This window comes from Glutamicibacter sp. NPDC087673 (genome assembly GCF_044743255.1).
In the GTDB taxonomy this organism is placed as follows: Bacteria; Actinomycetota; Actinomycetes; order Actinomycetales; family Micrococcaceae; genus Glutamicibacter.
The window spans coordinates 142,513-166,469 of sequence record NZ_JBIUWB010000005.1; the positions used below are offsets into that span (position 1 = coordinate 142,513).

At 65.4% G+C, this 23,957-nt stretch carries 22 protein-coding genes; 15 read left to right on the forward strand and 7 right to left on the reverse strand.

The genetic code is table 11. The features are described from left to right. The first annotated feature begins 138 nt into the window (after positions 1 to 138). From ACIOTL_RS13130 to pcaC, 6 genes are all read left to right on the forward strand, one after another. Positions 139 to 1,335 (forward strand): 4-hydroxybenzoate 3-monooxygenase, encoded by a 1,197-nt coding sequence (locus tag ACIOTL_RS13130; RefSeq protein ID WP_388024466.1) that lies wholly within the window; start codon positions 139 to 141, stop codon positions 1,333 to 1,335. A gap of 40 nt (positions 1,336 to 1,375) precedes the next feature. Beyond that, positions 1,376 to 2,224, forward strand: a complete 849-nt coding sequence (pcaH, locus tag ACIOTL_RS13135) for a protocatechuate 3,4-dioxygenase subunit beta (RefSeq protein ID WP_388024468.1) — start codon at positions 1,376 to 1,378, stop codon at positions 2,222 to 2,224. 1 nt (position 2,225) lies between these two features. Further along, positions 2,226 to 2,804 carry a protocatechuate 3,4-dioxygenase subunit alpha gene (pcaG, locus tag ACIOTL_RS13140; protein ID WP_400343021.1) on the forward strand — a complete coding sequence of 193 codons (579 nt, stop codon included), beginning with the start codon at positions 2,226 to 2,228 and terminating at the stop codon, positions 2,802 to 2,804. A 145-nt stretch (positions 2,805 to 2,949) separates the two neighbouring features. Beyond that, positions 2,950 to 4,356: a lyase family protein gene (locus ACIOTL_RS13145; protein ID WP_388024469.1), complete on the forward strand. Its 1,407-nt coding sequence runs from the start codon at positions 2,950 to 2,952 to the stop codon at positions 4,354 to 4,356. Continuing rightward, positions 4,338 to 5,135 carry an alpha/beta fold hydrolase gene (locus ACIOTL_RS13150; RefSeq protein ID WP_166650807.1) on the forward strand — a complete coding sequence of 266 codons (798 nt, stop codon included), beginning with the start codon at positions 4,338 to 4,340 and terminating at the stop codon, positions 5,133 to 5,135. The genes ACIOTL_RS13145 and ACIOTL_RS13150 overlap by 19 nt, the downstream gene beginning before the upstream one ends. 18 nt (positions 5,136 to 5,153) lie before the next feature. After that, positions 5,154 to 5,561, forward strand: a complete 408-nt coding sequence (gene pcaC / locus ACIOTL_RS13155; RefSeq protein ID WP_105658571.1) for a 4-carboxymuconolactone decarboxylase — start codon at positions 5,154 to 5,156, stop codon at positions 5,559 to 5,561. 16 nt (positions 5,562 to 5,577) lie between these two features. Here pcaC and ACIOTL_RS13160 read toward each other — a convergent pair whose 3' ends face one another. Then, positions 5,578 to 6,369, reverse strand: coding sequence for an aspartate dehydrogenase domain-containing protein (locus ACIOTL_RS13160; RefSeq protein ID WP_105658572.1), 792 nt, complete (start codon positions 6,367 to 6,369; stop codon positions 5,578 to 5,580). A 101-nt stretch (positions 6,370 to 6,470) separates the two neighbouring features. Continuing rightward, complete coding sequence (locus ACIOTL_RS13165; protein ID WP_105658573.1) at positions 6,471 to 7,766, reverse strand: benzoate/H(+) symporter BenE family transporter; 1,296 nt, start codon at positions 7,764 to 7,766, stop codon at positions 6,471 to 6,473. A 191-nt stretch (positions 7,767 to 7,957) separates the two neighbouring features. On the opposite strand from ACIOTL_RS13165, the gene ACIOTL_RS13170 reads away from it, so the two are divergent. Beyond that, positions 7,958 to 8,809: a helix-turn-helix transcriptional regulator gene (locus ACIOTL_RS13170; RefSeq protein ID WP_400343025.1), complete on the forward strand. Its 852-nt coding sequence runs from the start codon at positions 7,958 to 7,960 to the stop codon at positions 8,807 to 8,809. On the opposite strand, the gene ACIOTL_RS13175 is transcribed toward ACIOTL_RS13170, so the two are convergent. Together ACIOTL_RS13175 and ACIOTL_RS13180 are read right to left on the reverse strand one after the other, a co-directional pair. Continuing rightward, positions 8,806 to 9,237 (reverse strand): acyl-CoA thioesterase, encoded by a 432-nt coding sequence (locus ACIOTL_RS13175; protein WP_388024474.1) that lies wholly within the window; start codon positions 9,235 to 9,237, stop codon positions 8,806 to 8,808. The two genes, ACIOTL_RS13170 and ACIOTL_RS13175, sit on opposite strands and share 4 nt — an antisense overlap. A 49-nt stretch (positions 9,238 to 9,286) precedes the next feature. Further along, positions 9,287 to 10,414 carry a hypothetical protein gene (locus ACIOTL_RS13180; protein ID WP_388024475.1) on the reverse strand — a complete coding sequence of 376 codons (1,128 nt, stop codon included), beginning with the start codon at positions 10,412 to 10,414 and terminating at the stop codon, positions 9,287 to 9,289. A 179-nt stretch (positions 10,415 to 10,593) separates the two neighbouring features. On the opposite strand from ACIOTL_RS13180, the gene ACIOTL_RS13185 reads away from it, so the two are divergent. Both ACIOTL_RS13185 and ACIOTL_RS13190 read left to right on the forward strand, forming a co-directional pair. Next, positions 10,594 to 12,441 carry a calcineurin-like phosphoesterase C-terminal domain-containing protein gene (locus ACIOTL_RS13185; RefSeq protein ID WP_388024476.1) on the forward strand — a complete coding sequence of 616 codons (1,848 nt, stop codon included), beginning with the start codon at positions 10,594 to 10,596 and terminating at the stop codon, positions 12,439 to 12,441. A gap of 150 nt (positions 12,442 to 12,591) precedes the next feature. Beyond that, a complete protein-coding gene (locus ACIOTL_RS13190) occupies positions 12,592 to 13,563 on the forward strand; it encodes a D-2-hydroxyacid dehydrogenase family protein (protein ID WP_400343027.1) in 972 nt (323 codons plus the stop codon). Positions 13,564 to 13,607: 44 nt separating this feature from the next. Here ACIOTL_RS13190 and ACIOTL_RS13195 read toward each other — a convergent pair whose 3' ends face one another. Beyond that, positions 13,608 to 14,807: an MFS transporter gene (locus ACIOTL_RS13195; protein ID WP_400343029.1), complete on the reverse strand. Its 1,200-nt coding sequence runs from the start codon at positions 14,805 to 14,807 to the stop codon at positions 13,608 to 13,610. Further along, on the reverse strand, positions 14,804 to 15,745 hold the full coding sequence (locus tag ACIOTL_RS13200) for an EamA family transporter (RefSeq protein WP_388024480.1): 942 nt from the start codon (positions 15,743 to 15,745) through the stop codon (positions 14,804 to 14,806). The genes ACIOTL_RS13195 and ACIOTL_RS13200 overlap by 4 nt, the downstream gene beginning before the upstream one ends. A gap of 79 nt (positions 15,746 to 15,824) precedes the next feature. Here ACIOTL_RS13200 and ACIOTL_RS13205 point away from each other — a divergent pair, with 79 nt between their 5' ends. Next, positions 15,825 to 16,706 (forward strand): LysR substrate-binding domain-containing protein, encoded by an 882-nt coding sequence (locus ACIOTL_RS13205; protein WP_388024481.1) that lies wholly within the window; start codon positions 15,825 to 15,827, stop codon positions 16,704 to 16,706. Between the two features lie 46 nt (positions 16,707 to 16,752). On the opposite strand, the gene ACIOTL_RS13210 is transcribed toward ACIOTL_RS13205, so the two are convergent. After that, entirely contained in the window at positions 16,753 to 17,439 is a 687-nt protein-coding gene (locus ACIOTL_RS13210; RefSeq protein ID WP_400343032.1) for a phosphatase PAP2 family protein, read from the reverse strand. A gap of 63 nt (positions 17,440 to 17,502) precedes the next feature. Between ACIOTL_RS13210 and ACIOTL_RS13215 the strand changes: the two genes are divergently transcribed. The 5 genes from ACIOTL_RS13215 to ACIOTL_RS13235 all read left to right on the forward strand — a co-directional run bounded on the left by ACIOTL_RS13215 (position 17,503) and on the right by ACIOTL_RS13235 (position 23,945). Further along, on the forward strand, positions 17,503 to 17,961 hold the full coding sequence (locus ACIOTL_RS13215) for a 23S rRNA (pseudouridine(1915)-N(3))-methyltransferase RlmH (protein ID WP_180993116.1): 459 nt from the start codon (positions 17,503 to 17,505) through the stop codon (positions 17,959 to 17,961). A 63-nt stretch (positions 17,962 to 18,024) separates the two neighbouring features. Then, positions 18,025 to 18,489, forward strand: coding sequence for a hypothetical protein (locus ACIOTL_RS13220; protein ID WP_400343034.1), 465 nt, complete (start codon positions 18,025 to 18,027; stop codon positions 18,487 to 18,489). A 4-nt stretch (positions 18,490 to 18,493) separates the two neighbouring features. Then, positions 18,494 to 18,955 carry a hypothetical protein gene (locus tag ACIOTL_RS13225; protein WP_400343036.1) on the forward strand — a complete coding sequence of 154 codons (462 nt, stop codon included), beginning with the start codon at positions 18,494 to 18,496 and terminating at the stop codon, positions 18,953 to 18,955. Continuing rightward, positions 18,939 to 19,241 (forward strand): transcriptional regulator, encoded by a 303-nt coding sequence (locus tag ACIOTL_RS13230; RefSeq protein ID WP_105658582.1) that lies wholly within the window; start codon positions 18,939 to 18,941, stop codon positions 19,239 to 19,241. Before ACIOTL_RS13225 ends, ACIOTL_RS13230 begins: the two co-directional genes overlap by 17 nt. 39 nt (positions 19,242 to 19,280) lie before the next feature. Further along, positions 19,281 to 23,945, forward strand: a complete 4,665-nt coding sequence (locus ACIOTL_RS13235; RefSeq protein ID WP_400343038.1) for an ATP-dependent helicase — start codon at positions 19,281 to 19,283, stop codon at positions 23,943 to 23,945. Positions 23,946 to 23,957: the final 12 nt, after the last annotated feature.

The following is a 23,957-nucleotide window of genomic DNA, read 5'->3' on the forward strand; positions in this document are numbered from 1 at the left end:
GAGAATGCGCCTGCCTGCCGGGTCGCATGCACCGCATCCTGATGGAAGTTCTTCTTACTTCCTTAGACCACATGCATCGGTCCGGCAACGCAGCCGGGCGCTCGGTTGCTGGTCCAGACGACAGCAAGGCAGGGTCCCATGGTTCAGAATCCGCGCATCCTCAAGACCAAGGTCGGCATCATCGGCGGCGGCCCAGCCGGGCTCATGCTTTCGCATCTGCTGGCCAAAACCGGCATCGAGAACATCGTCGTGGAAATGCGCGACCACGAGGCCATCCGCAACACCCACCGTGCCGGAATCCTCGAAGCCCAAGCGGTCAAGATGCTCACCGAGTCCGGCGTGGATGGACGGGTCCTGACCCACGGCGACGAGCACGCCGGCATCGACCTGCGCTTCAACGGCGAATCCCACCCGCTGGACTTCCGCGACCTGGTCGATGCCACCGTCACCCTGTACGCGCAGAACGAGGTCTTCGTTGACCTGGCCGCGGCGCGCCAACGCGACCAGGGCGATGTGCGGTACTCCTGCGAAGTCACCGAGATCCTGGACTTGGAGACCTCCACCCCGAAGTTCCGCTTCACCGATGCGCAGGGCAACCTCTTCGAGGTGCATGCGGATGTGATCGTCGGCGCCGACGGCTCGCGCTCCTTCGCCCGCCGCCAGATGCCCGAAACCCTGCGCAAGGACTTCAAGGTCGCCTACCCCTTCGCCTGGTTCGGAATCCTCACCGAAGCACCGAAATCCGCCCCGGAGCTGATCTACGCGAACTCCCCGCACGGCTTCGCGCTGATCTCCCAGCGCAGCGACACCGTGCAGCGCATGTACTTCCAATGCGACCCGAACGAAGACGTGAACGCCTGGAACGATGACCGCATCTGGGCCGAGCTGCAAAAGCGCGTGGACGGACCGGATGGCTTCCAGCTGAAAACCGGGGAAATCTTCGACAAGACCGTCCTGGGCTTCCGCTCCTTCGTGCGCGAACCGCTCTCCCACGGGCGCCTGTTCCTGATCGGCGATGCCGGGCACACCGTCCCGCCCACCGGAGCCAAGGGCCTGAACCTGGCCTTCGCCGATGTGAAGGTGCTCTTCGAGGCCCTGGACTCCTACTTCTCCACCGGCAGCGAGCAGCTGCTGGACGGCTATTCGGACCTGGCGCTGAAGCGGGTGTGGAAGGCGCAGAACTTCTCCTACTGGATGACTTCCATGCTGCACACCCCGGTTGGCGGGGACCCGTTCATGGCCAAGCGCGCCTTGGGCGAGCTGGAAACCGTCACCTCCTCGCGGTTCGGCCAGCAGTACCTGGCCGAGTCCTACACCGGCTGGCCCCACGCTTAGAACCTCTAACCATCCTCCGCACCTTAGAAAGGAGCCCGCAATGAGCACCGAAACCGCACCGCAGGACCGCACCGAAGCCGAGTCCTTCAACAACTCGCATCTTCTGGACCCTGCGGCAACCACCGCCAGCCAGGAAGAAATCAGCGGCGAGATCGCCGATCTCCACGAGGCCTACCGCCAGGAGGTCATGGCGGGCAAGAAAGCCGAAACCCAGCCGCGCGTCGACTTCGCGCCCTACCGCTCCTCGCTGCTGCGCCACCCGACCAAGAACCTGCACCACGCTGACCCGGAAACCATTGAGCTGCACTCCCCGGCTTTCGGCCAGCGCGACGTGCATGCGCTGGAATCGGATCTGACCATCCAGCACAACGGCGAGCCGATCGGCGAGCGCATCGTGGTCGCCGGCCGCGTGCTCGATGGCGACGGCCGCCCGGTGGCCGGGCAGCTGGTGGAAATCTGGCAGGCCAATGCCGCCGGACGCTACATCCACAAGCGCGACCAGCATCCGGCCCCGATCGATCCGAACTTCACCGGCGTGGGACGCGCCATCACCGGCCCGAACGGCGAATACTCCTTCACCACCATCAAGCCGGCACCCTACCCGTGGAAGAACCACCACAACGCCTGGCGCCCGGCGCACATCCACTTCTCGCTGTTCGGCACCGACTTCACCCAGCGCATGATCACCCAGATGTACTTCCCTGGTGACCCGCTGTTCAGCCTCGACCCGATCTACCAGGCGATCACCGACAAGGAAGCGCGCGACCGCCTGGTCGCCAGCTACGACCATTCGCTGACGACCCATGAATGGGCTACCGGATACTACTGGGACATCGTACTCACCGGCTCCAACCGCACCTGGATGGAAGATGAAGAGGGAGACCACTAGCATGGCTCAGGCACCAGAACTGAAGCTGGCCCCCACACCGGGTCAGACCATCGGCCCGTTCTACGGCTACGCATTGCCCTATGAGAAGGGCAATGAGCTGATCAGCCAGGCCCATCCCCGCTCGGTGCGCCTGCACGGGATGGTCTATGACGGCAACGGCGAGGCCATTCCGGACGCCCTGCTGGAAATTTGGCAGGCCGACGAGAACGGCAATGTCGTTTCCCGCGATGGCTCGCTGGTCCGCGACGGCTACACCTTCACCGGGTGGGGACGGGCGGCGGTGGATAACGCCGGGCACTACACCTTCACCACCGTGAACCCGGGCGCTACCGAAGAGGGCAAGGCCCCGTTCATCATGCTCGCGGTTTTCGCCCGCGGCCTGCTCAATCGCCTGTTCACCCGCATCTACCTGCCGGAGGACACCGAAGCGCTGGCTAACGACCCGTTGCTGTCATCGCTGGGCGAAGCAGAACGCGCAACGCTGATTGCTGCTCGCGAAGACGATGGCTCGCTGTGCTTCGATATCCGCCTGCAAGGCGGGAACGAAACGGTGTTCCTCTCCTACCCGCGCGAGAGCTAGTTGCCACCGCGACACCCCGCTGGATTGCCCCAGTGCCCGCACTGTTACGGGCGTTGGAGCGCCCGGCGGGGTGTTGCCCGTTGCCGGGCACTACAGTTCTAGATAGACGGCTTATACGCTCAACAGCTAAGAATCGAGGCACCGAATGGATGGCGCAGACTACGGCGTGCTGGCCCCCGCCTGGGCAGGAACTGCGGCCGGGGCATTGGCCAGCGATGCGTCTTTCGTCCAAGCCATGCTGGATGCCGAAGCCGGATGGGTGCAGGTCCAGGCGGATGCCGGCCTGTGCAGCGTCCAGGATGCGCAGGCCGTGCGCGAGGTGGCCCGCGCGGACCGCTACGACCTGGCCTTGCTGGCCTCCAGGACACCGGATGGGGCCAATGCGCTCATCCCGCTGCTGGGCATGATGCGCGACCTGCTCAAGCACGACGGGGCCGCGGCAACTGCGGGCACCGCGTTGCACCGCGGTGCCACCAGCCAGGACATCATCGACACAGCGCTGATGCTGGTCCTGTCCAAGACGCTCACGCTCACGCTGGCAGATCTGCGCAGCACCGCTGGCGGGTTGGCTGCCCTGGCGCAGGCCCACCGCGGGACCGTGTGCATTGCCCGCTCGCTGACCCAGCATGCGCTGCCCACCACCTTGGGCTGGAAAGCGGCCAGCTGGCTCTCGGCCGTGCTGGATGCCGAGCAGCAGCTGGATGCCGCGGCGCGGCAGCTGCGCTTGCAATGGGGCGGTGCGGTGGGCACGCTCGCCTCCCTGGAGCAGCTGCTCTCCGGCCAGCCGGAGACAACGGCCACAAGCCAGTCGCTGTCCTCGGATCTGGCGGCCCTGCTGGGCCTGGAGGATCCGGGAACGCCCTGGCACACCAACCGCATGCCGATTCTCCAGCTTGGCTCCGCACTGGGTGCGGCCATTGCCGCGCTGGGGACCCTGGGCGCTGATGTGCTCACCGCCTCCCGTCCGGAAATCGGCGAGCTGTCCGAACCTCGCGAGGCCGGCAAGGGCGGCTCCTCGGCCATGCCGCAGAAGCAGAACCCGGTGCGCTCGGTACTGCTGCGCAATGCGGCATTCAGCGCCCCCGGATTGCTCTCCACCCTGTTCACTGCTGCCGGCACCGCGGTGGATGAACGCCCCGATGGCGGCTGGCACGCCGAATGGAGTGCCCTGCGCGAACTGGCCCGGCTGGCATCAGGGGCGGCATTCCACGCTTCGTTCCTGGCCAACGGCCTGGGAGTGGATCGCGCTGCCATCGAGCGGAACCTCGCCCTGGGCGGAGATGCCGTGCTCTCCGAACGACTCGCTGCCGCCCTGGCTGATCTGGTGGTCGGCGGAAAACCGGCCATCCAGGCATTGGTGCGCCGCAGCCTCGACGAGGGCATTTCCCTGCGCGATCTGCTGCGCCTGGAAATCTCCGTGCATGACTTGAACGACCAGGACCTCTACGAATTATTTGATCCAGCTGGCTACCTCGGTGCCGCGGATCGCTTCACCGAAACCGTACTCGCCGATTACTCGGCACGGAAGGAATCATGGCAGTCCCGCAACTAACCCCCTCCTTGCTGCACACCGACAAGGCACTTCCCACCCTCATCGTCGGCCCCTCGCTGGGCACTGCGGCCCTGCCGCTGTGGGCTCCGGCCTTGCCTTACCTCAAGGACAAGTTCCAGGTCATCGCCTGGGACCTGCCGGGGCACGGCGAAAGCAAGCCGTCCACCGAAGCCTTCTCGCTGGCCGAACTGGCTACCGGCGTCACCAAGGCCGTCGAGGCGCTGCGTGCCGACGGCGTCATCTCCGAGGGCAGCAAGCTGTACTACGCCGGAGTGTCGGTCGGCGGGGCCACCGCCCTGCAGCTGGCCGTGGACCACGCCGGCTTCTTCGACGCGTTGTCCTCCATCTGCTCTGCGGCGAAGATCGGCACCCCCGACGGGTGGACCGACCGTGCCGAGCTGGTCGCCAAGGCCGGCACCCCGACCATGGTCGCCGGTTCTGCCGAGCGCTGGTTCGCACCGGGATTCATCGAGAAGGAGCCGGTGATCAGCACCGAGCTGCTGCACAGCCTGCAGAACGCTGACCGCTTCGCCTACGCCCACGCCTGCGGCGCCTTGGCAGGATTCGACGTGCGCGGGCAGCTGGCTTCAACCAGCGACCCGATCATTGCCATCAACGGCGCACAGGACCAGGTGTGCCCTCCGGCAGACGCGGAGTTCATCGCCGAAAATGCACCCCGCGGAACCATGGCGGTCATCGATTCGGCCGCCCACCTGGCCCCGGCCGAAGCACCCGAAGAGACCGCGGCCTTGCTGGCCGAGTTCTTGCTGGCCAACTAGAAGCGAGGACTTGCAGAAATGGCTGATTCACCGCGCCTTCCCGGCGATACCTATGATGCTGGCATGGAGGTACGCCGCCAGGTGCTGGGCAACGAGCACGTTGAGCGTTCCACCAGGAACTCGAATGAGTTCACCGACGAATTCCAGGAAATGATCACCCGCTACGCATGGGGCACCATCTGGACCCGCGACGGCCTGCCGCGCACTACCCGCAGCGCCATCACGCTGACCGCAATGATCGCCGGGGGCTACTGGGAAGAACTGGAAATGCATGTGCACGCGGCCCTGCGCAATGGCATGGCTCCCGAAGAAATCAAGGAAGTCTTCTTGCAGTGCGCCATCTACTGTTCCGTTCCGGCGGCGAACGTGGCGTTCAAGGTCGGCAAGAAGGTGCTGGAGGAGTACGCGGCAGCCGAAGGCCACTAGCGGTGGCACCGCGCCGCTAGCGGCGCGCCGCCGCGGCTTGCCGGATCGAGTGCAGCAGGGCCCACGGGACGATGCCGCTGGTGCGCGGGTTGCGTGGCGAGGGGTGGTTCTTGATCGAGAAGCTGTACTCGCCGGCTGGGCCGCGCGCCTCGACTCGGTGCTCGGTCAGGCCTGCCTCCGGGTCGGCGATCAATCTGGCTGTCACCGCATCCCAATCCCCCACAGCCAACGCCACCGCCGCGGCCACATTCAATGACTTCGGGAAGTCCTGGGCCGCTGCCGCGGCTGGACCGCGAAATACCTCTACCGGTCCGGCGGCCTGCTCCAATTCACCGCGCCGCTGCGCATCCATCCACGGCTGCACCAAGGTGGCCGGCAGCTTGCGCGTCGTCACCAGCACCTGGTCGATGCCGCCCATCCGGGCAGCCGCGCCCAGCAGGTCCAATCCGCCGATGGCCCCGGCAGTGCTGGAAAAGCGTCCAGGTCCGGCGGCCTGCACTTGCGCGGCGAACTCCGGGTCAGCCAGCGCTCCCATGGAACTGGCCAGCAGGTCAACCCCGCAGGCCAGGATGCGCACCGCATTCTCGCGCAGGGCTTGCTGGCCCGCGCATTCGACCACCAGGTCGCAGCGCTCCAGGGCCGACTCCCAGCTCAGCTGCTCATGCTCCAGCCCGGTTTGCGGACGGCGCAGGATCACCCCTTCGAGCTGGGCACCGTGCACCGTCCCGGCTGCCAGTTGCTCCGCCACCACGGAGCCGATCGCCCCGTGGCCCAGTATTCCCACCCGATACATGCTGCCCGTGGCCATGCCCGTCCTATCCGAAAAGATCGATGTAAGCTACCGCCAGCTTAGGCCAGCTCGCGGGCTCGGCACGAACTGCCAGCTGGCCAGGGTGCGGGCCGTTGCCGCTAGTGCCGGGAAGCGGTCGAATGGTCCGTGCGTTCCATGAGCCGGGAGGCGCCATATCCGATGAGGATGCCCCAGAAGGCGGCATGGATGTTGAACAGGTCCAGGCCGGAAATGGTTACCACGAACGTCACGAGGGCGCCCAGGGTGAATTTGGTGGCGAAGGCCGTCACAAAGGCCTGCTGCAGGGCCTTGAGCATGGCGATGCCTCCCAAGGCCAGCACGAAAGCCTCTGGGGTGGCCAGCATGAAGCGCGTCAGCGTTGGAGCGAACAGGGCGAAGAGCAGGGACAGGAGGCCATAGACCACCGCTGCGGTGTACTGGCGGTGCTTTTCGCCAGATGATGTGAGCAACGCGTTGGTTGGCCCGGTGACGCAGGCGGACACCGCACCGAAGCATGCGTTCAGGATCGAGAACCCGCCCGAGGCCAGCGCAAAGGCATTGACCGGGGGACGGTGCCCGGCAGAGCGCAGCACCGCGACACCCTGGCCGTTCTGCACAATCAGCACGGTGATGGCCAACGGCACTACCAGTTCCAGCTGCGCAGCCCAGCTGAATTCCGGAGCGGTGAACACCGGGGTGGCCAGCACGGGCCCGCCAGCTGCGTCCAACGCGAACTGGCCGCTGGCGGCCACCGCGATGACCCCGGCGATCAGCGTGCCCAGCACCGGGGGAATTCTTCTGCCCAGCGCCGGCACCGCAGCGAGCAGGACGAAGACCAGCACCATGGGGCCGGCCACCACCGGGTTGGCTTGGGTGGACGAGACGATGTCGGTGCCGAAGCGCAAGAAGACCGCGGCCACCATGGCCATCACAATCGGCATGGGTATGGCCGCCATGATCCGGCGCACCACCCCGGTAGCGCCCAAGGCCAGGACCAGTACCCCGGAGACGAAGAACGCCCCGACCACCTCGGGGAAGGACAGGTGCTGCAGCGAAGGGCCCAGCAGCACCGTGCCGGGGATGGACCAGGCGAATCCCAGCGGCTGGCGGTAGAGCAGGGACATCACGATGGTCGCCAACCCGGCGGAGAGGAAGATCCCGCAGACCCAGGAAGCCATCTCGGCCTGGGACAGCCCGCCAGCGGCACCCACCGCAAGGGTGACCGCGATGGGGCCCGAAGCGGAGAACACCAGCCCGATCACGCCATTGCTGGCATATACCCCGCCCACGTCGCGCAGCAGGTCGCGGATTCCGGCAGGCCGTTGCGCGGCCCGCTCCAGCAGCGGTTCGCGTGGTGCCCGCGCAGCTGCTGGAGCCGATTCGCGGGTGGGCAGGTTATCGGCGGGTTTGGGCATGTGCGCTCCTGGGCGATGATGGCAGTGGCATTAATAGTCCACCACCATTGCACGGCTCCAGGGGCCGTGGGACGTGGCGCATTGATCCGGGGTATGGCATTCCTAGGATAGTTCTGGCTGCTGGCTGCCACTGCACGCAGGGCTAGGATAAGACCGGGGCGATGCGGCCCGCGGATGAAAGGAATGCAGGGATGAATTCCAATACCGAGCTCGGCGAATTCCTCAAGGCCCGGCGGGCCCTGGTCAGCCCGGCAGGCGATGGCGGCCCCCGGCGGCGCGTGCCTGGGCTGCGCCGCGAAGAGGTCGCGGTCCTGGCCGGCGTGAGCACCGACTACTACACCCGGCTGGAACAGGGCCGGCACAAGCGCCCCTCCGAATCCGTGCTCGGCGCGTTGGCCAAGGCCCTGGAACTGGATGAGACGGCCGCCGGGCATTTATTCAACCTGGCCCGCTCGGTGTCCGGCTCCGGGCGCAACAGCCCGTCGAGCAGCATCCAGCGGGTACGCCCCTCATTGCATCAGCTGCTGGATTCCTTCACCGGGCATCCGGCCTTCATCCGCGGACGGCGTACCGAGGTGCTGGGCATGAATGCGCTGGCCGCCAGCCTGCTCACCGACTTCCTCGCCAAGCCGGTGCGCCACCGCAGCCTGATCCGCTGGGCCTTCCTGGATCCCGAAGCCAGGCAGCGCTACGCCGACTGGGAGCAGATCGCCGCCTCGATGGTCGGCACCTTGCGCCTGGATGCCGGGCGCCAACCACATGATCCGCTGCTCGCGCAGCTGGTCGGAGAGCTGTCCATGAACAGCGAAGAATTCCGCACCTGGTGGGCCGATCACCGGGTGGTCGAGCGGCGGGACGGGATCAAGCGGTTCAACCATCCCCAGGTGGGCTATCTGGAGGTCAACTACGAGGCCTTGGACGTGACCGGGGCACCAGACCAGACCCTGTTCATCTACACCACCGACCCGGGCTCGGACTCCGAAGCGAAGCTGCGCGATCTGGCCGCGCTGCTCAACGGCCAGGGACCGGCACCCGAAGCCTAGCTGCGTGCTGGGATCAGCGATTTGCCGAGCCAGCTGCGCTCCAGCTCGTTGAGCGGGCGCGACGAGACGCCATCGGCTGCCAGCGGCACCATGACCGTGGTCGAGTCGAATACCGGCTGCCCGTCCTGGTAGCCGATGCCCCGCACGGTGAAGGACTTGTTGCCCAGCCGGCTGATGCCCATGCGGATGAGCATCTCGGGCTGGTAGTACAGCGGGCGCAGGTAGTCGATCTGGATCGATGCCACCACGGTGCCGAATTCGAAACGGCCTGTTGTCCCGTCCTCGCGCGTCCAGCGGATGCGGGCTTCTTCCATCAGGGTCACGATGCGCGCATTGTTCACATGGCCCAGGGCGTCCTGGTCCGACCAGCGCAGCTGCAAGATGACTTCGGTAGCCGCGGCCAGTCCATCGTTTGTCGTTTCGCTCATGGAACCCATTGCACCAGAAACCCGGGCTGGCTACTGCGCCCGTGACGGCTCATGAACTTGGGCCATCGCCGGAAGGCACCCAGCGTGCATCCTCGTTGTTGGCGTCCAGGCAGATCCATTCCTGTGCAGGCCCGTAGCACCGCAGCTCATCGGTGAACCAGAACGTCTGGTCCGGGTCCCACCCGGCGATCACGCTGGCGTATTTATCATCGATGTCGAGGCATTGCCCGGCGAGCGCCAGATAGGCGCCGATGCCCAGATGCACCCCGTCGTAATCGCGCGCCACGGCCAGCCAGTCGGGGGTCTTCCATGCGCCGTCGCGCCCGGTGGCCAGGTACCAGTCGTGGCGCTTGTGCGCGGTGACCTCGATGCCGTGCTCGCGGCAGAGCCGGATCCAGTCCTCGGCCGTGGCGATCTCCAGCACCTTGGCTGCGGGAGGCACGCTCGTGAACCTGACGCTGGCTTGCTCCCATCCGAAACCGTCTTCCACGCAGCTCAGGCCCACTGGCTCCCGGTCTGGGAACACACCGGTAGTGGAGGGCAGGCGGCTGCTGGGCTTGGACCACCATTCCCCGCCGAAGCTGCCCAGCGGGGTGCTGCTCATTTCGGCGGCATCGCGGGCTTCGGTCGCCAGGACGCCGGCCCTCCACTCCTGCAGTAGGCCCAAGGCATTGCTGCCGGGAGCCTGCGTCCTGCCCTGCGGGTCATGCTGGTCGAATTCGACCTGGAATTGGTTGCGCAGATCCACGGGATCCAGCCACCAGGCCGCGAGCCCGCTGTCCGCCAGGTGCCGGGCCACGCGCTCAAGCGGCGCGGCCAGTTCCGGCAACGCCAGCAGGGTGTCTTCCCCATCCGGTTCCTGCCAATAGCGGGCACTGTCGACCGAGCGGACCAGCGCTTGCTGCAGCAGCGCTGCGGTGGCCGGAACCAAAGTGGTGCCGTCCAGGCGCCGGGCGATCTGCTGGACACTGGTTTCGGGCATGCTGGATTCATCCGCGCCAAACAGGCCAACGCTTTCGCCGCGTTCTACCGCTACGTGATACGCGGCGTAGAACATTGCCGCATGCAGCGGATGCTCCCCGAACGCCGGTAGCAGCTTCTCTTCGCTGGCAGTGGCGAACTCCCACAACATCCTGCGCCCGCGCGCGCCTGCCATGAGCGCCTGCACTAGTTCCATCCGCGCCACTTCATTTCACTGGTTCGAAAACAGTAAATCCCGCCAAGACAGTCGATAACTATTTACGGGATCGATTATTAGACATTACCTGAGCAGGGGTTGCAATTCACCTGCCATTGGCACCGTGGAAGACGGCCGGCCAAGGGGCCGGCAGATTGTCCCCACCCGGAGGAACGTTCGTGAAAATCTTCGCTCGACCCGGCAAAACCAATCATCTCACCCCACTGCATCTCACCGCCGGAAGCCTAGTTGCCATTGCAGCTTCCACCGCATTCATCGGCGCCACCCCGGAACTCGAGGCAGTGCCGGCAGCCAAGTCCGCCGCGGACTGGAGCTCCTCGGCCTACCGCGGGTCAGTCGAGGTGATCCCGGCAGGAACTGGCCGCAGCGGCACCGCGCAAGAGACGCTCGACGGAGTGGTCTTCGAGGATCGCAACAAGAACTCCACGCAGGATGCCAACGAGCCTGGCCTACCGAACGTCACGGTTTCCAACGGCCGCGACGTCGTGGCCACCGATGGGCAGGGACGCTACGAACTTCCGGCCTACAACAACATGACCGCGTTCGTCACCCAGCCCCGGGGCTTCCAGGTTCCGGTCGACGACGACAACGTCGCCCAATTCTTCTACACCCACCTGCCTGAAGGCTCCCCGGACCTGAAGTACGACGGCATCGCCCCGACCGGGCCGCTGCCCGAGGCAGTCAACTTCCCGCTGGTGGCCAGCAGCGCCACGCAATCGCCCGAGCAGAGCTGCGTCATCGGTGCGGATGTGCAGACCTATACCCAGCAGGAAGTCGAGTACGCCAGGGAAGGCGCTTTCGCCGATCTGGCGGCCCGCACCGACTACACCGGCTGCGGTGCCTTGTTCATCGGCGACCTCGTGGGCGATGACCTGACCTTCTTCCACCAGACCCGAGAACTGTCCTCCATGCTCAACGGTCCGGCCCGGTTCCTGCCGGGCAACCACGACATCGACTACGACTCGCTGGACGGGCAGCACGAGTACGATTCCTTCCGCGCCCAGTTCGGTCCGGAGTACTACTCCTACGACACGGGCAAGACTCACGTCATCGCCCTGAGCACCATCGATTACCCGACTGCGGTTCCGGCCAAGAAGAGCGACTACACCTACGATCTGGGCAAGCGCCAGCTGCAGTGGCTGCGCGCGGACCTGGCCGAGGTACCCAAGAACAAGGCCATCGTCCTGGCCGGGCACAGCCCCCTGCTGGAGTTCTTCTACAGCGACGAGCATTCCACCAAGCAGGTCCGGGAGATCTACGAGCTGCTGGAAGGACGCGAGGTCGTTTCCCTGGGCGGGCACACCCACATGTCCGAGAACCTGCGCGCCGGGGACCTGATGGATGGCTGGCGCGACGAGGTCGGCGAGGCAGGCCTGCCCTTCACGCACCTGACTGTCCCAGCCATTTCCGGGCAGTGGTATGACGGACGGGTTACCGAGAACGGCTACCCGACCTCCATCCAGCGCGACGGGACCCCTCCGGGAGTGCTCACCTTGGACATCAAGAACACCAAGATCACCGAGCGCTTCACCGTGACCGGCGGGGATACCAGCAAGCAGATGTCCCTTGGCTTGAACACCCCGGCGTACCGGCAGTGGTACGAGGAGAATCTGGAAAAGGAGCGCGGCACGGTTCCGGCCCTGGATGACCCGCTGGCGGTGAGCCGGCAGGGACTGGCCGAGGACACCTGGCTGACCACGAATTTCTGGATGGGCAGCACCGGCTCCGCTGTCGAGGTCTCCATCGACGGCCAGGACCCGGTTGCGGCCGAGCGGACGCAGAAAATGGCCGGCGAACGCCCGCTGTCAGGCGCCGAGTACTCGGATCCGGCGGCCATCGCCGAGCAATTCGTCCATGGTGGCGGCTTCGCCGAGAAGACCAGCCACCTGTGGCGCTTGGAACTGCCAGATGATCTCTCCGTCGGGGCGCACACCGCCACGGTGACTGCCACCGACGTGCATGGGCGTTCTTTCACCGAGGAATTGGATTTCACGGTCATCGGGTAGCGCCATCCTTCGTGCGTGCATGAAAAACTCCCCAAAAGTTGTTGTGACTTTTTCAGTCCAACTTTTGGGGAGCAGTTCAATGAGCAGGCACCAGCTTTTTGTTACGCCCGCAGTGGGACAGCATCGGCTGAAGGTGCCTAGGATGAATCCATGCGCATTGCAATCCTGGATGATTACCACAACGTGGCCCGCTCGCTGGCCGATTTCGACGGCCTCGCCGTCGCCCTGGACGCCGAAGTCACTGTCTTCACCGAGCACCTGGGCCACGAGGACAGCACCGTCGTCCAGGCGCTGCAGCCCTTCGACGCCATCGTCGCCATGCGCGAACGCACGCCTTTCCCGGCCGCCCGGCTCAATGCCCTGCCCAACCTGAAGCTGCTGGTCACCACCGGCCGCCGCAACGGATCCATCGACCTGCAGGCTGCCAAGAACCAGGGCATCGTGGTCAGCCACACCGGCTACGTGGCTACCGATGCCGCCGAGCACACCTGGGCGCTGGTCCTCAGCGCCGCACGCCGACTGGACGTGGAGCTGTTTTCCGCGGACCGCCCGCTGGCGGCTGGCTCGGGCTGGCAGACCACTTTCGGACTGGGCCTGTCCGGCAAGACCCTGGGCGTCTACGGCCTGGGAAATCTGGGAGCGAAGGTTGCGAAGGTCGGCTTGGCCTTCGGCATGCGGGTCATCGCCTACAGCCAGAATCTCACCAAGGCCCGCGCCACCGAAGTGGGCGTGGAACTGGTCTCCGAAGCCGAGCTGTTCTCCACCAGCGACATCGTCACCGTGCATCTGAAGCTCTCGGAGCGCAGCACCGGGGTCATCGGACCCAAACAGCTGGCGTGGATGCGTCCCGATTCCATCCTGGTCAACACCTCGCGCAGCAGGATCGTGCAGACCGACGCGCTCATCGACGCGCTGGACAGCCGGCAGCTGCACCTGGCCGCGGTGGATGTTTTCGACGTGGAACCGCTGCCGACCAAGGACCGGCTGGCCGCTACCCGGGGCGTGATTGCCACCCCGCATATCGGCTATGTAACCATCGAGCAGTTCGAGATGTTCTACCGCGACGCGGTGGAAGACATCCGCGCGTGGGCTAGCGGCGCACCGATCCGGGTGCTGGCCTAGGTACCCGGGGACACTGCACACTGCTGAACGGCTGCCGGGCCCGCCTATTCGGTGCGGCGGCCTGGAGCGAACGTCCGCTTGGCAACCACCACCGTTGCTGCAGTGATCACCATGAGGACGAGCACCGTCCATGCCTGTGTTTCGCTGGATCCGCCGAGGGCAAGAACGGCGCCGCCTGCCAATCCTCCGCCAGCCACCGCGAGGTTGAATACGGTCACGAACAAGGATTGGGCCACGTCGGTATTTTTGCCGGCGCGATCTGCCAGGCAGGTTTGCAAGAGCACCGGTGCTCCTCCGAATCCGATCCCCCATAGGATTATCGCGGTGGCAGCCGCCAGGCTGCCCAGTTCAGGATGCGCCAACACCAAACCGGCAATTCCCATCACAGACAGGCAACCGAGAATCAGGACCCTCATGGCGCGGTCAATGACGAGTCCTGTGATGGTGATTCCGGCGAAGGATGCCACCCCGAATAGCAGCAAGCCCAAGTCGAGGTTCAGGCCACTGGGAGATAGCACAGGCGCGATGTAGGTATAGAGCACGTTGTGGGCCAGCACCCAGAACAGGGCCACGAACAGGACCATGCGAACTCCGCGAATCCGCAGTACGCTGCCTAGCGACGGCTTGCGAGTTTCTGGCCGCCCAGCAATTGGGGGCAAAGAAACAAGGATCCAGAAAAACAAGGCAAGTGCCGCGACCGAGATGCCCAGAAATACCCATCGCCAGTCAACGATTGATCCAGCCCAAGCTCCCAATGGGACCCCGAGCGCCAAGGCGATCGGTTGGCCTAGCCCTGCGATGGTCAGCGCACGTCCCTGCAATGATTCGATAACGAGGCTTCTCGCGTACCCGGACATGACGCCCCAGATGAGAGCCGCTGCCGCACCAGCAGCAAACCGGGCAAGGAGCACCAGGGGATACCACGGAGCCAGTGCTGTTACGGTGTTGAAAAGTACAAGTCCCAGTACTGCGCAGAGCAGGACCTTCTTCCGGTCCATGCGGCGGGTCGCAAAAATCAGCGGAATGGCAGCGAGGAGCGAACCGACTGCGTATAGGGTGACCAGCTGGCCAGCGCCTGCAGGTGAAGTCCCGAGCCCTGAAGCCAACTGCGGCAATAACCCGGCCGGCATGGTTTCTGTAAATATTGCCAGGAACCCCGCTGAGGACAGGGCCAGGAGTGCACCCCACGGAAGGCGGGCTCTCGCTTGGAACGGCTGGTAACTGATCGGTGACGTTGTTGTCATTGGGCATCATTCCGAGATTGAAGGGCGAAGTGATTGCTGAAACGTGGTAATCGGATAGTGAATTGGCCCGCGGCCAGTGCAGCCACCGCCAGCGAGAAGCCAAGGAGCTGGCCGGCGTTGAGCGATTCCCCGCCAAGGCCCACCCCGAGCGCCGCTGCAACCAGCGGGGAAAGCATCCCTAAAAGGGCCGTGGAAGTGACCGGAAGACGCCCCAGGCCACGGAACCAAAGGGTGTAGGCCAGCAGTCCGCCTACGAGCCCGAGCCACAGATATCCGGCAAGGCCCGAAGCCGGCACGCTGTTGGGGAATCCTTCAAGCAGCATTGTTGGCATCAGCAATACGAGGCCACCGGCAGTCAGTTGCCAACTGGCGAAACCCATTGCCCCGAGACCTGCAGGCCGGCCCCACCGTTTGGCCAAGACCAGGCCCAGGCCCATGGCGAGGCATCCGCCCAATCCAGCAAGAATTCCTACTGGGTCAAGCCTGGCGGCGGGTCCGAGGACTACAAGCCCTACGCCCAGAACACCGGTGACGGCCCAAGCCAACTGCCATCCGGAGGGGCTTTGCCTCAGGATCAGCACTGCGAGAATTGCAACGACAAGCGGTTGCACGGCCCCGAGGGTGGCGGCCACTCCTCCCGGAAGCCGGCTCGCGGCCACGAACAGAAGTGGAAAGAAGAGTCCGACGTTCAAGAAGCCGAGCACGGCGGCTTTCCACCACCAGCCACCGCGAGGGAGCTGCCGTACCAAAAGCAGTCCGATGATCCCTGCCGGCAACGAGCGAACGAGCGCGGCGAACATCGGGTGCCCCGGGGGAAGCAGTTCCGCCGTCACCAAGTATGTTGTGCCCCAAACGGCCGGAGCCAACGCCGTCAGCAGGGTAGTGCCGGCACGAGAGCTCGTCATATGCGCAGGTGAAGGAGCCGTAGTTGTGATCATGCTTCAACTATCACGGTGAACTCATCAATCAGTCCAACACATAGTTTTCATGTCAACAATCGTGTGCCACGATAGATGAATGGAATTGCAGCAACTTCGCTATGTACTTGCCGTCGCAGAACACAAGAACTTCACGCGCGCTGCCCAAAGCTGCCATGTGGTCCAATCGGCCTTGAGCCACCAGATCAAGGTATTGGAGCACGAAATCGGGACTCAACTATTCGCTCGGACTAGCCGGAAGGTCGAACTGACCGAAGCCGGGGTTGCCTTCCTGCCATCGGCGCGAGCAAGCTTGGAAGCAGCAGAGCGCGCTGTCTCCGAGGCCCTGGCCACCACCGGCGAAATCCGCGGCAAGCTCAGCGTCGGAATCATTCCTACGGTTACCGGGATCGATCTGGCAGCTGCATTGGGGGAATTCCACCGCGACAACCCCGTAGTCCACGTCAGCTTAAGCACCGGGGACAGCAACGCGTTCATCGAGTCCATTCGGGCCGGTTCCATGGACGTTGCCGTGCTTGGCCTGCCCGGCAGCACCGCTCCAAAACAAGTAGCTTCCCGGATTCTCGCTCGTGAACGACTCGTTGCCGTGCTCGATGCCGGGCATCGACTGGCAGAACATCAGCGCCTGGGTCTCGTTGACCTATCTGATGAGCTTTTCGTGGATTTTCCTGCGGATTCACCGGGGCGAGCGCAGTCGGACATAGCGTTCGACTCCGTGGGAGTGTCCCGACACGTCGCATTCGAAGCAACGAACGTTGATCTGATGCTTGATCTCACCGCTCAGGGCCTGGCGATTGCCTTGATGTCCGAAGCGCTGGTTCCGGCCAATCGCGGACTTGTTGCCGTCCCGCTGTCCGACGGGCCCTCACGCACGGAATACCTTGCCTGGAGTGAATTCAATCCCAGCCCGGCTGCCCTCGCCTTCATTGCCATACTGGAGAAGAACTTCAAGGTCCGATAGAGCGTCGACGTCTTCTGGCGGCACGGCATTGGCAGGACCGGTGAAACTAGGGCTTCTGCGGCCGCGGCACGAAGAAGTAATGCAGGATCGCCACGACGGCGGCCCATGCGGACCCGATCAGCAGCCCCACCAGCACGTCAGAGACCCAGTGGTGACCGATGTAGATTCGCGAAGCGCCCATAGCCAGGACAAATAGTGCCGCGACGATGGAGATCAGGTACGCGTAGCGGCGCAGACCATAGATGATCGCCAGGTAGCTGGCGATGCCTATCAGCGCCGCCGAGTTCAGCGTGTGCCCGCTGGGGAACGAAAAGGTCTCCGGCGGCGCCGGGCCTCCGGGAACACCTTGGGGACGCGGCACCTGGAGGCTTGTCTTGAGAATAACGGTCAGCAGGACCGAGACCAGTGCAGTGAACGCGATGGCCGCCAGCGGCCACGCGCTGCGGGTTTTCCAGCACAGCAATGAGGTGATCACCAGCATGATCATGGTCATTCCCGGTGTGGATCCCCAGAAGTACAAGAAGTCGGAGACCGCAAACAGGAACGGCGACTGGTGCTCCAGTGCCCATTGGTAGGCTGGGGCATCCAGATCCCTGGCCCAGCCGCCCGCGTGCAGGGAGACCAGCACCCTGCGGGTGAAGTAGAACATGGCGACAACCAGCCCGAAAATGATCCACAGCACCTGTGCGCCGCGGGAACGTTGGCCTTGCCGGAAATACCATGAGGATCGCATGTCTTCCATCGTATCGGGGCGGGCGCGAAGCGCTGAACTCGAGCGATGCGGAACAATGGAAGCATGACGATCAAGGTGCTGGCAGTTGGCAAGAAACACGAATCCTGGGTGGACGAGGGAATTTCCCGCTACGAGAAGCGGCTGAAGAAGCCCTTCAATCTCACCTGGCAGCTGCTGAACCATTCCTCGCGCGAGAACGACGCGGCCCGCACCGAGGAGTCTGCCCGCATCCTGGCGAAAATCGATGACCGCGACTTCGTGGTTCTGCTCGATGAGCGCGGAAAGAACGTGGACTCCCCCGCGTTGGCCAATACTTTGCGCACCCCGATTGATGCTTCGCGCAACGTTGTCATCATCATCGGCGGCGCGTACGGCGTGGACGCGTCCGTGCATGCGCGGGCCAATTTCACCTGGTCGCTTTCGAAGCTGGTCTTCCCGCACCAGCTGGTGCGCTTGATCCTCACCGAGCAGCTCTACCGCGCGCAGGACATCCTGGCAGGCGGGAAGTACCATCACGTTTAAGCCATTCCCTTGACTTTCCAACTTGGAAAGACAAGACTTTCCATAACGGAAAGTGGGGAATTCATGGCTGAGGGGCAAGAACGAATCGACAAGCTGACCGCCGCGGAGCGCCTGGCCTCCGCGGACCAGGCCTCGAACAAGATGGTCGCTGCCGGCACTTCTTCCCGGGCCACCCTCTTCGTGTATGTGGTGCTCGGGAGCACCGCGATGAGTCTTGAACATGTCCTTTCGCCGAAGATGGCTCTGGGGTTATTCGCGGCGGCTGTCCTTGCAGCCCTCGTGCACTACATGATTACGCGCAGCCGCGCCAAAATGCGCCCTTTGCTCAGCAGCTCGGCAACCTACGGCTGGTACGCGTTCCTGGCTTCAATGATCGTGATGTGCCTGCGCTTTTGGGTCGCCGAGGACCCTTGGAGCATCGGTGCGAAATTAGTCGTTTCCTGCACCGCCTTATGGCATTTGCTTTCCTCCGCGCAAACGGCATGGGACAAGGACCGTGTGCAAGATGCCCAGGAAATGGCGGTCTAGCCAGGTGAACAATTCGCAGATCCCCTCGGAGCGCGAAGCCGCTTCCCAACTCGCCGCGGCCGAAGAAGCCGCGAGCGGCACCGTCAGCGCCACCGAAGCCCCCGGGGCATTCATGATTGTCCTGGGCCTCGTCACGGCGGCAATCTTTTCGCTCTACGGAGTCATCGACATCGCCCTTTGGTACTGGTCGCCGGTGCTCTATGTGCCATTGATCGCCTGGTACGCCTACTGGTCGCGCCAGCGGCCCAAGTCCCGTCCTGCATTGAGGCACTCGGGCAAATACATCGCTGTCATGCTGTTCATGATGCTCGCCCTGCAATTGTGCACCTTCTGGATTCCCCAGACTTGGCTGTTCGCGATACCCAAATTCCTCGCATTAGCCGCTGTCTTCACCGGTTCCCTGTGGATCATGCGCCGCGAAACCATCAAATCCCGCATCAAGGATGGAAATGAACAAGCCATCTAGCAATGCGCAATTCGACGAGCTGATCCATGCACCCATCCGGCTGCGCATTTGCGCCAGCCTCGCCCCGGTGCAGTGGGCAGAATTCGCGCACCTTCGCGGCATCCTCGATGTCGCCGACTCCGTCTTGAGCAAGCACCTCAAGCAGCTCGCCGATGCCGGGTATATCGGCATCGAGCGGTTCACCAAGCTGGGGCGCAGCCATATGCGCGTTTCACTGACCAAATCCGGACGCCGGGCCTATGTCAGCCATGTGGCGGCCCTGCGGGAGATCACGGCGGGCGGATAATGGCCGATCTTGTCGTTCGCAGACCGTAGTATCGATTCCATGAGCGATGTCCTGTCCCGGTTCGGCGCAGCCACCCGCAAGTGGTTCACCGACGTCTTCTCCGCGCCCACCGTTGCCCAGAGTGGCGCCTGGGAATCCATCTCGGACGGGAAGCACACCCTGGTCATCGCGCCTACCGGCTCGGGCAAGACCCTGGCCGCGTTCCTCTGGGCGCTGGACCGGCTGCACCACGCGGAACTTGATGCTCCGGCATTGCCGGGGATGGACTCCGATGCCGATCATCCAGCAGGCAATGGCACCAAGGTGCTCTACATTTCTCCGCTGAAGGCCCTCGGGGTCGACGTGGAGCGCAACCTGCGTTCTCCGCTCGCTGGCATCCGCGCCACCGCGCACGAAATGGGCTTGTCCCAGCCGTCGGTATCTGTGGGAGTGCGCTCGGGAGACACCCCGGCCAATGACCGGCGCAAGCTGCTCAAGGACCCGCCCGAAATCCTGATCACCACGCCCGAGTCGCTGTACCTGATGCTCACCAGCCAGGCACGCAAGACCCTTGCCGATGTGCACACCGTCATCATCGATGAGGTCCACGCGATTGCCAATACCAAGCGCGGAACCCATTTGGCCCTGTCACTGGAACGGCTCGACGCGCTGCTGCCCGCCCCGGCCCAGCGCATCGGGCTCTCTGCCACCGTCGAGCCGCCCGAAGAAGTGGCCCGCTTCCTGGCCGGGTCCGCCCCGGTGAACATCGTGCGCCCGCCGTCCACCAAGAAATGGGAGTTGGCGGTGCGCGTCCCGGTGGAAGACATGACCGATCTGCCTTCCGCGGCCGGAGCGCATGATCTGGGTCCGGGTTCCTCCCCCGCGGCATCGGCGAGCATCTGGCCGCATGTGGAGAACCAGCTGGTGGATCTGGTGCTGGACAACCATTCGACCATCATCTTCGCCAACTCCCGCCGGCTGGCCGAGCGGCTGACCGGGCGGCTGAACGAAATCTACGCCGAACGCGAGGGATTCAGCGCCGAGGATGCTTCCACCTCCACCCCTGCAGCGCTGATGGCCCAGGCCGGCTCCACCGCTGCCGCGCACCCGGAAGCTCCGTTATTGGCCCGTGCCCACCACGGCTCGGTGTCCAAGGATTCGCGCGCCCAGATCGAGGAAGACCTGAAGCTGGGCAAGCTGCGCGCCGTGGTGGCTACCAGCTCCCTGGAACTCGGCATCGACATGGGACTGGTGGATCTGGTGATCCAGGTCGAATCCCCGAACTCGGTCTCCTCGGGGCTGCAGCGCGTGGGCCGTGCCGGGCACCAGGTCGGCTCGGTCTCCCGGGGCGCTTTCTTCCCCAAGCACCGGGCGGACCTGCTCTCCACCGCCCTGGTGGTCACCCGCATGCGCCAAGGAGCCATCGAGAAGATGGTGATCCCCGCCAACCCGCTGGATGTGCTGGCGCAGCAGACCCTGGCCGCGGTGGCCATGGACGACTTGGACGTAGAGCAATGGTTCGACACCGTGCGCCGCGCCGCCCCCTACCAGCAGCTGCCGCGCAGCGCCTATCTGGCCACCTTGGACATGCTCTCGGGCAAGTACCCTTCGGATGAATTCGCCACGCTCAAGCCGCGGCTGATCTGGGACCGGGATGCCGGCACCCTCACCGCCCGGCCCGGGGCGCAGCGCCTGGCCGTGATTTCCGGCGGCACCATCCCGGACCGCGGGCTGTTCGGGGTTTTCCTGGCCGGATCCGAGGATGACAAGGCGCCCAAGCGCGTGGGCGAGCTGGACGAGGAAATGGTCTACGAATCGCGCGTCGGGGACATTTTCGCCCTCGGGGCGACCAGCTGGCGCATCGAGGACATCACCCACGACCGGGTGCTGGTCACCCCGGCCTTCGGCCAGCCCGGAAAGCTGCCCTTCTGGCACGGCGACGGGCTGGGACGCCCGGTGGAGCTCGGGGCGGCGCTGGGCGAATTCACCACGAAGCTGCTGGCCAGCGAACGCGCCGAAGCGGCCGAAGTGCTGCACGGCAGCGGGCTGGATCCGTTCGCCGCGAACAATCTGCTCAACTACCTGGACGAGCAGCGCCGGGCCACCGGCCAGGTGCCCAACCACCAGAATTTCGTGATCGAGCGCTTCCACGACGAGCTGGGCGACTGGCGGGTCATCCTGCACTCCCCGTTCGGCTTGGCCGTGCACGCCCCGTGGGCGCTGGCCGTCGGCGCGCGGGTCCGCGAACGCTGGGGGCTGGATGCCTCGGCGATGGCCGCCGACGACGGGATCGTGCTGCGCATCCCCGCCATGGACGATGAGCCGCCCGGGGCGGACCTCTTCGCCTTCGAAGCCGATGAGATCATCGAGGTGGTCACCTCGCAGGTGGCCAATTCTGCGTTGTTCGCCTCCCGCTTCCGCGAATGCGCCGCCCGCGCCCTGCTGCTGCCGCGGATCAACCCGACCAAGCGCACCCCGCTGTGGCAGCAGCGCCAGCGTGCCAGCCAGCTGCTGGATGTGGCCCGCAACTACCCGGACTTCCCGATCATTCTGGAAACCGTGCGCGAATGCCTGAATGATGTCTATGATCTGCCGGCGCTGTCCAGGATCCTCTCCAGCATCTCCTCGCGGGCCATCCGCCTGGTGGAAGTGACCACCGAGCTGCCTTCGCCCTTCGCCCAATCCCTGCTTTTCGGCTACGTGGCGCAGTTCCTCTACGAATCCGACGCGCCGCTGGCCGAACGCCGCGCCGCCGCCCTGAGCCTGGATCCGGTGCTGCTGGGCGAATTGCTCGGGCGCAACGACGTGCGCGAGGTGCTGGACCCGCAGGTCATCTCGGCCTTGCAGGAGCAGCTGCAGCATCTGGCAGCCAACCGCCGGTTGGCGGGCATGGAAGGCGCCGCGGACCTGCTGCGGCTGCTGGGTCCGCTGGATGCCGGGCAGCTGGCCGTCCGGCTGCGCGATCCGGCCGATGACGAGGCGGCGCTGGATCCTGCCAGCGCCCGGGCCCACGCCGAGGCCCTGGTTTCCACGCGCCGGGCTTTCACCTTGCGCCGCTCCGGCCAGCTGGTGTACGCGGCCATCGAGGATGCCGGCAAGCTGCGCGATGCGCTGGGCACCCCGCTGCCCACCGGCATCCCGGCGGCCTTCCTGGAGCCTGCCACCGCTCCGATCCAGGACCTGGTCTCGCGCTTCGCCCGCACCCACGCCCCGTTCACCCTCGGGGAGCTGGCCGCGCAGCTGGGACTGGGCGTCGCGGTGCTGCGCCCCGTTCTCGACCAGCTGGTGGCCGCCGGCCGCTTGTCGCTGGGGGCCTTCCGCCCGCTGGAGCTCGTCCCCGAAGGCGTGGCCGGCGACGAATACTGCGACGTGGCGGTGCTGCGCACCATCCGCACCCGATCCCTGGCGGCGCTGCGCGCCGAGGTGGAGCCGGTGGACCAGCACACCTACGGGCGCTTCCTGCCGGCCTGGCAGCAGATCGGTTCTTCGCTGCAGGGAGCCGACGGCGCCTATGAAATCGTTGCCCAGCTCGCCGGCGCCGAGGTCCCCGCCTCCGCCCTGGAATCCTTCGTGCTCCCGGCCCGGCTGAGGGGCTACCAGAATTCCTGGCTGGATGAGCTGTGCAGCTCCGGGGATATCCTGATCTGCGGCGCCGGAGCCGCCGGGGGCAAGGACGGCTGGCTGTCGCTGCACACCGCCGAGCATGCAGCGCTGAGCCTTCCCCAGCCCGATGCCAGCGCGCTGCAAGCCCTGGACCTGCGCGTGCTCCAGGCCTTCGAGTCCACCGGCGCCTACTTCGCCGAGGAGCTGGCCGGGCGCATCCACCGCAGCGATGAGCCGGCGGCCAGCAGCCACGAGGTCGCCGAATCCTGCTGGAGGCTGTTCTGGGCCGGGTACATTTCACCGGATACCATGGCGCCGATCCGCGGCTACCTGGCCGGCGGAAGCACCGCGCACAAAATCGCCAAGCCCGCCCCGCGGGCCCGCGCCGCACGATTGAACCGGCTCTCCGGGCTGAACCGGCTGGCCCGGGAACAAGCCGGCGGGCCGGCGCGCGGCTCGCGCGGCGCGGCCCGCTGGTCGCTGCTGCCCGCACCGGTAGCGGACCCCACGATCAGCGCCCACGCCACCGCGGAAATCATGCTGGAACGCTACGGGGTGCTCACCCGCGGCTCGGTGGCCGCCGAGTCGGTGCCCGGCGGCTTCGGCCAGCTCTACCGGGTGCTCTCGAAGCTGGAAGAAGCTGGCCATGCCCGGCGCGGCTACTTCGTCGAGAAGCTCGGCGCCGCCCAGTTCTCCACCTCCACCACCATTGACCGGTTGCGCGGATTCCAGCTGGCCGATGACCCGCGCCGCCAGTCGGTGGCCACGGTGCTGGCTTCCACCGATCCGGCGAACCCCTATGGCGCGGCGCTGGCTTGGCCTGCGACCGAAACCGGGCACCGCCCCGGGCGCAAGGCCGGCGCAATCGTCGGGCTGCTCAACGGGGCCCTGAGCCTCTATCTGGAGCGCGGCGGGCGCACGGTGCTGACCTTCGGGCAGCTGCCCGAGCCGTCCTGGCGCATCCTCGCCACGGCGATGGTCGCCGCGCTGCGCACCGCCCAGGTCGACAAGATCGCCATCGCCACGGTCGACGGGCAGCCGGTGCAGGACCATCCGGTCGGCGCCGCCCTGCTGGGCGCCGGTTTCTATGCGACGCCCCAAGGCATCCGCTTCCGCCGCTGACCCGCTATCGAA

Coding starts and splice junctions, on each gene's coding strand:
- ACIOTL_RS13130 (WP_388024466.1), top strand. CDS start 139: ATGGTTCAGAATCCGCGCATCCTCAAGACCAAGGTCGGCATCATCGGC.
- pcaH (WP_388024468.1), top strand. CDS start 1,376: ATGAGCACCGAAACCGCACCGCAGGACCGCACCGAAGCCGAGTCCTTC.
- pcaG (WP_400343021.1), top strand. CDS start 2,226: ATGGCTCAGGCACCAGAACTGAAGCTGGCCCCCACACCGGGTCAGACC.
- ACIOTL_RS13145 (WP_388024469.1), top strand. CDS start 2,950: ATGGATGGCGCAGACTACGGCGTGCTGGCCCCCGCCTGGGCAGGAACT.
- ACIOTL_RS13150 (WP_166650807.1), top strand. CDS start 4,338: ATGGCAGTCCCGCAACTAACCCCCTCCTTGCTGCACACCGACAAGGCA.
- pcaC (WP_105658571.1), top strand. CDS start 5,154: ATGGCTGATTCACCGCGCCTTCCCGGCGATACCTATGATGCTGGCATG.
- ACIOTL_RS13160 (WP_105658572.1), bottom strand. CDS start 6,369: ATGGCCACGGGCAGCATGTATCGGGTGGGAATACTGGGCCACGGGGCG.
- ACIOTL_RS13165 (WP_105658573.1), bottom strand. CDS start 7,766: ATGCCCAAACCCGCCGATAACCTGCCCACCCGCGAATCGGCTCCAGCA.
- ACIOTL_RS13170 (WP_400343025.1), top strand. CDS start 7,958: ATGAATTCCAATACCGAGCTCGGCGAATTCCTCAAGGCCCGGCGGGCC.
- ACIOTL_RS13175 (WP_388024474.1), bottom strand. CDS start 9,237: ATGAGCGAAACGACAAACGATGGACTGGCCGCGGCTACCGAAGTCATC.
- ACIOTL_RS13180 (WP_388024475.1), bottom strand. CDS start 10,414: ATGGAACTAGTGCAGGCGCTCATGGCAGGCGCGCGCGGGCGCAGGATG.
- ACIOTL_RS13190 (WP_400343027.1), top strand. CDS start 12,592: ATGCGCATTGCAATCCTGGATGATTACCACAACGTGGCCCGCTCGCTG.
- ACIOTL_RS13195 (WP_400343029.1), bottom strand. CDS start 14,807: ATGACAACAACGTCACCGATCAGTTACCAGCCGTTCCAAGCGAGAGCC.
- ACIOTL_RS13200 (WP_388024480.1), bottom strand. CDS start 15,745: ATGATCACAACTACGGCTCCTTCACCTGCGCATATGACGAGCTCTCGT.
- ACIOTL_RS13205 (WP_388024481.1), top strand. CDS start 15,825: ATGGAATTGCAGCAACTTCGCTATGTACTTGCCGTCGCAGAACACAAG.
- ACIOTL_RS13210 (WP_400343032.1), bottom strand. CDS start 17,439: ATGCGATCCTCATGGTATTTCCGGCAAGGCCAACGTTCCCGCGGCGCA.
- ACIOTL_RS13215 (WP_180993116.1), top strand. CDS start 17,503: ATGACGATCAAGGTGCTGGCAGTTGGCAAGAAACACGAATCCTGGGTG.
- ACIOTL_RS13220 (WP_400343034.1), top strand. CDS start 18,025: ATGGCTGAGGGGCAAGAACGAATCGACAAGCTGACCGCCGCGGAGCGC.
- ACIOTL_RS13230 (WP_105658582.1), top strand. CDS start 18,939: ATGAACAAGCCATCTAGCAATGCGCAATTCGACGAGCTGATCCATGCA.
- ACIOTL_RS13235 (WP_400343038.1), top strand. CDS start 19,281: ATGAGCGATGTCCTGTCCCGGTTCGGCGCAGCCACCCGCAAGTGGTTC.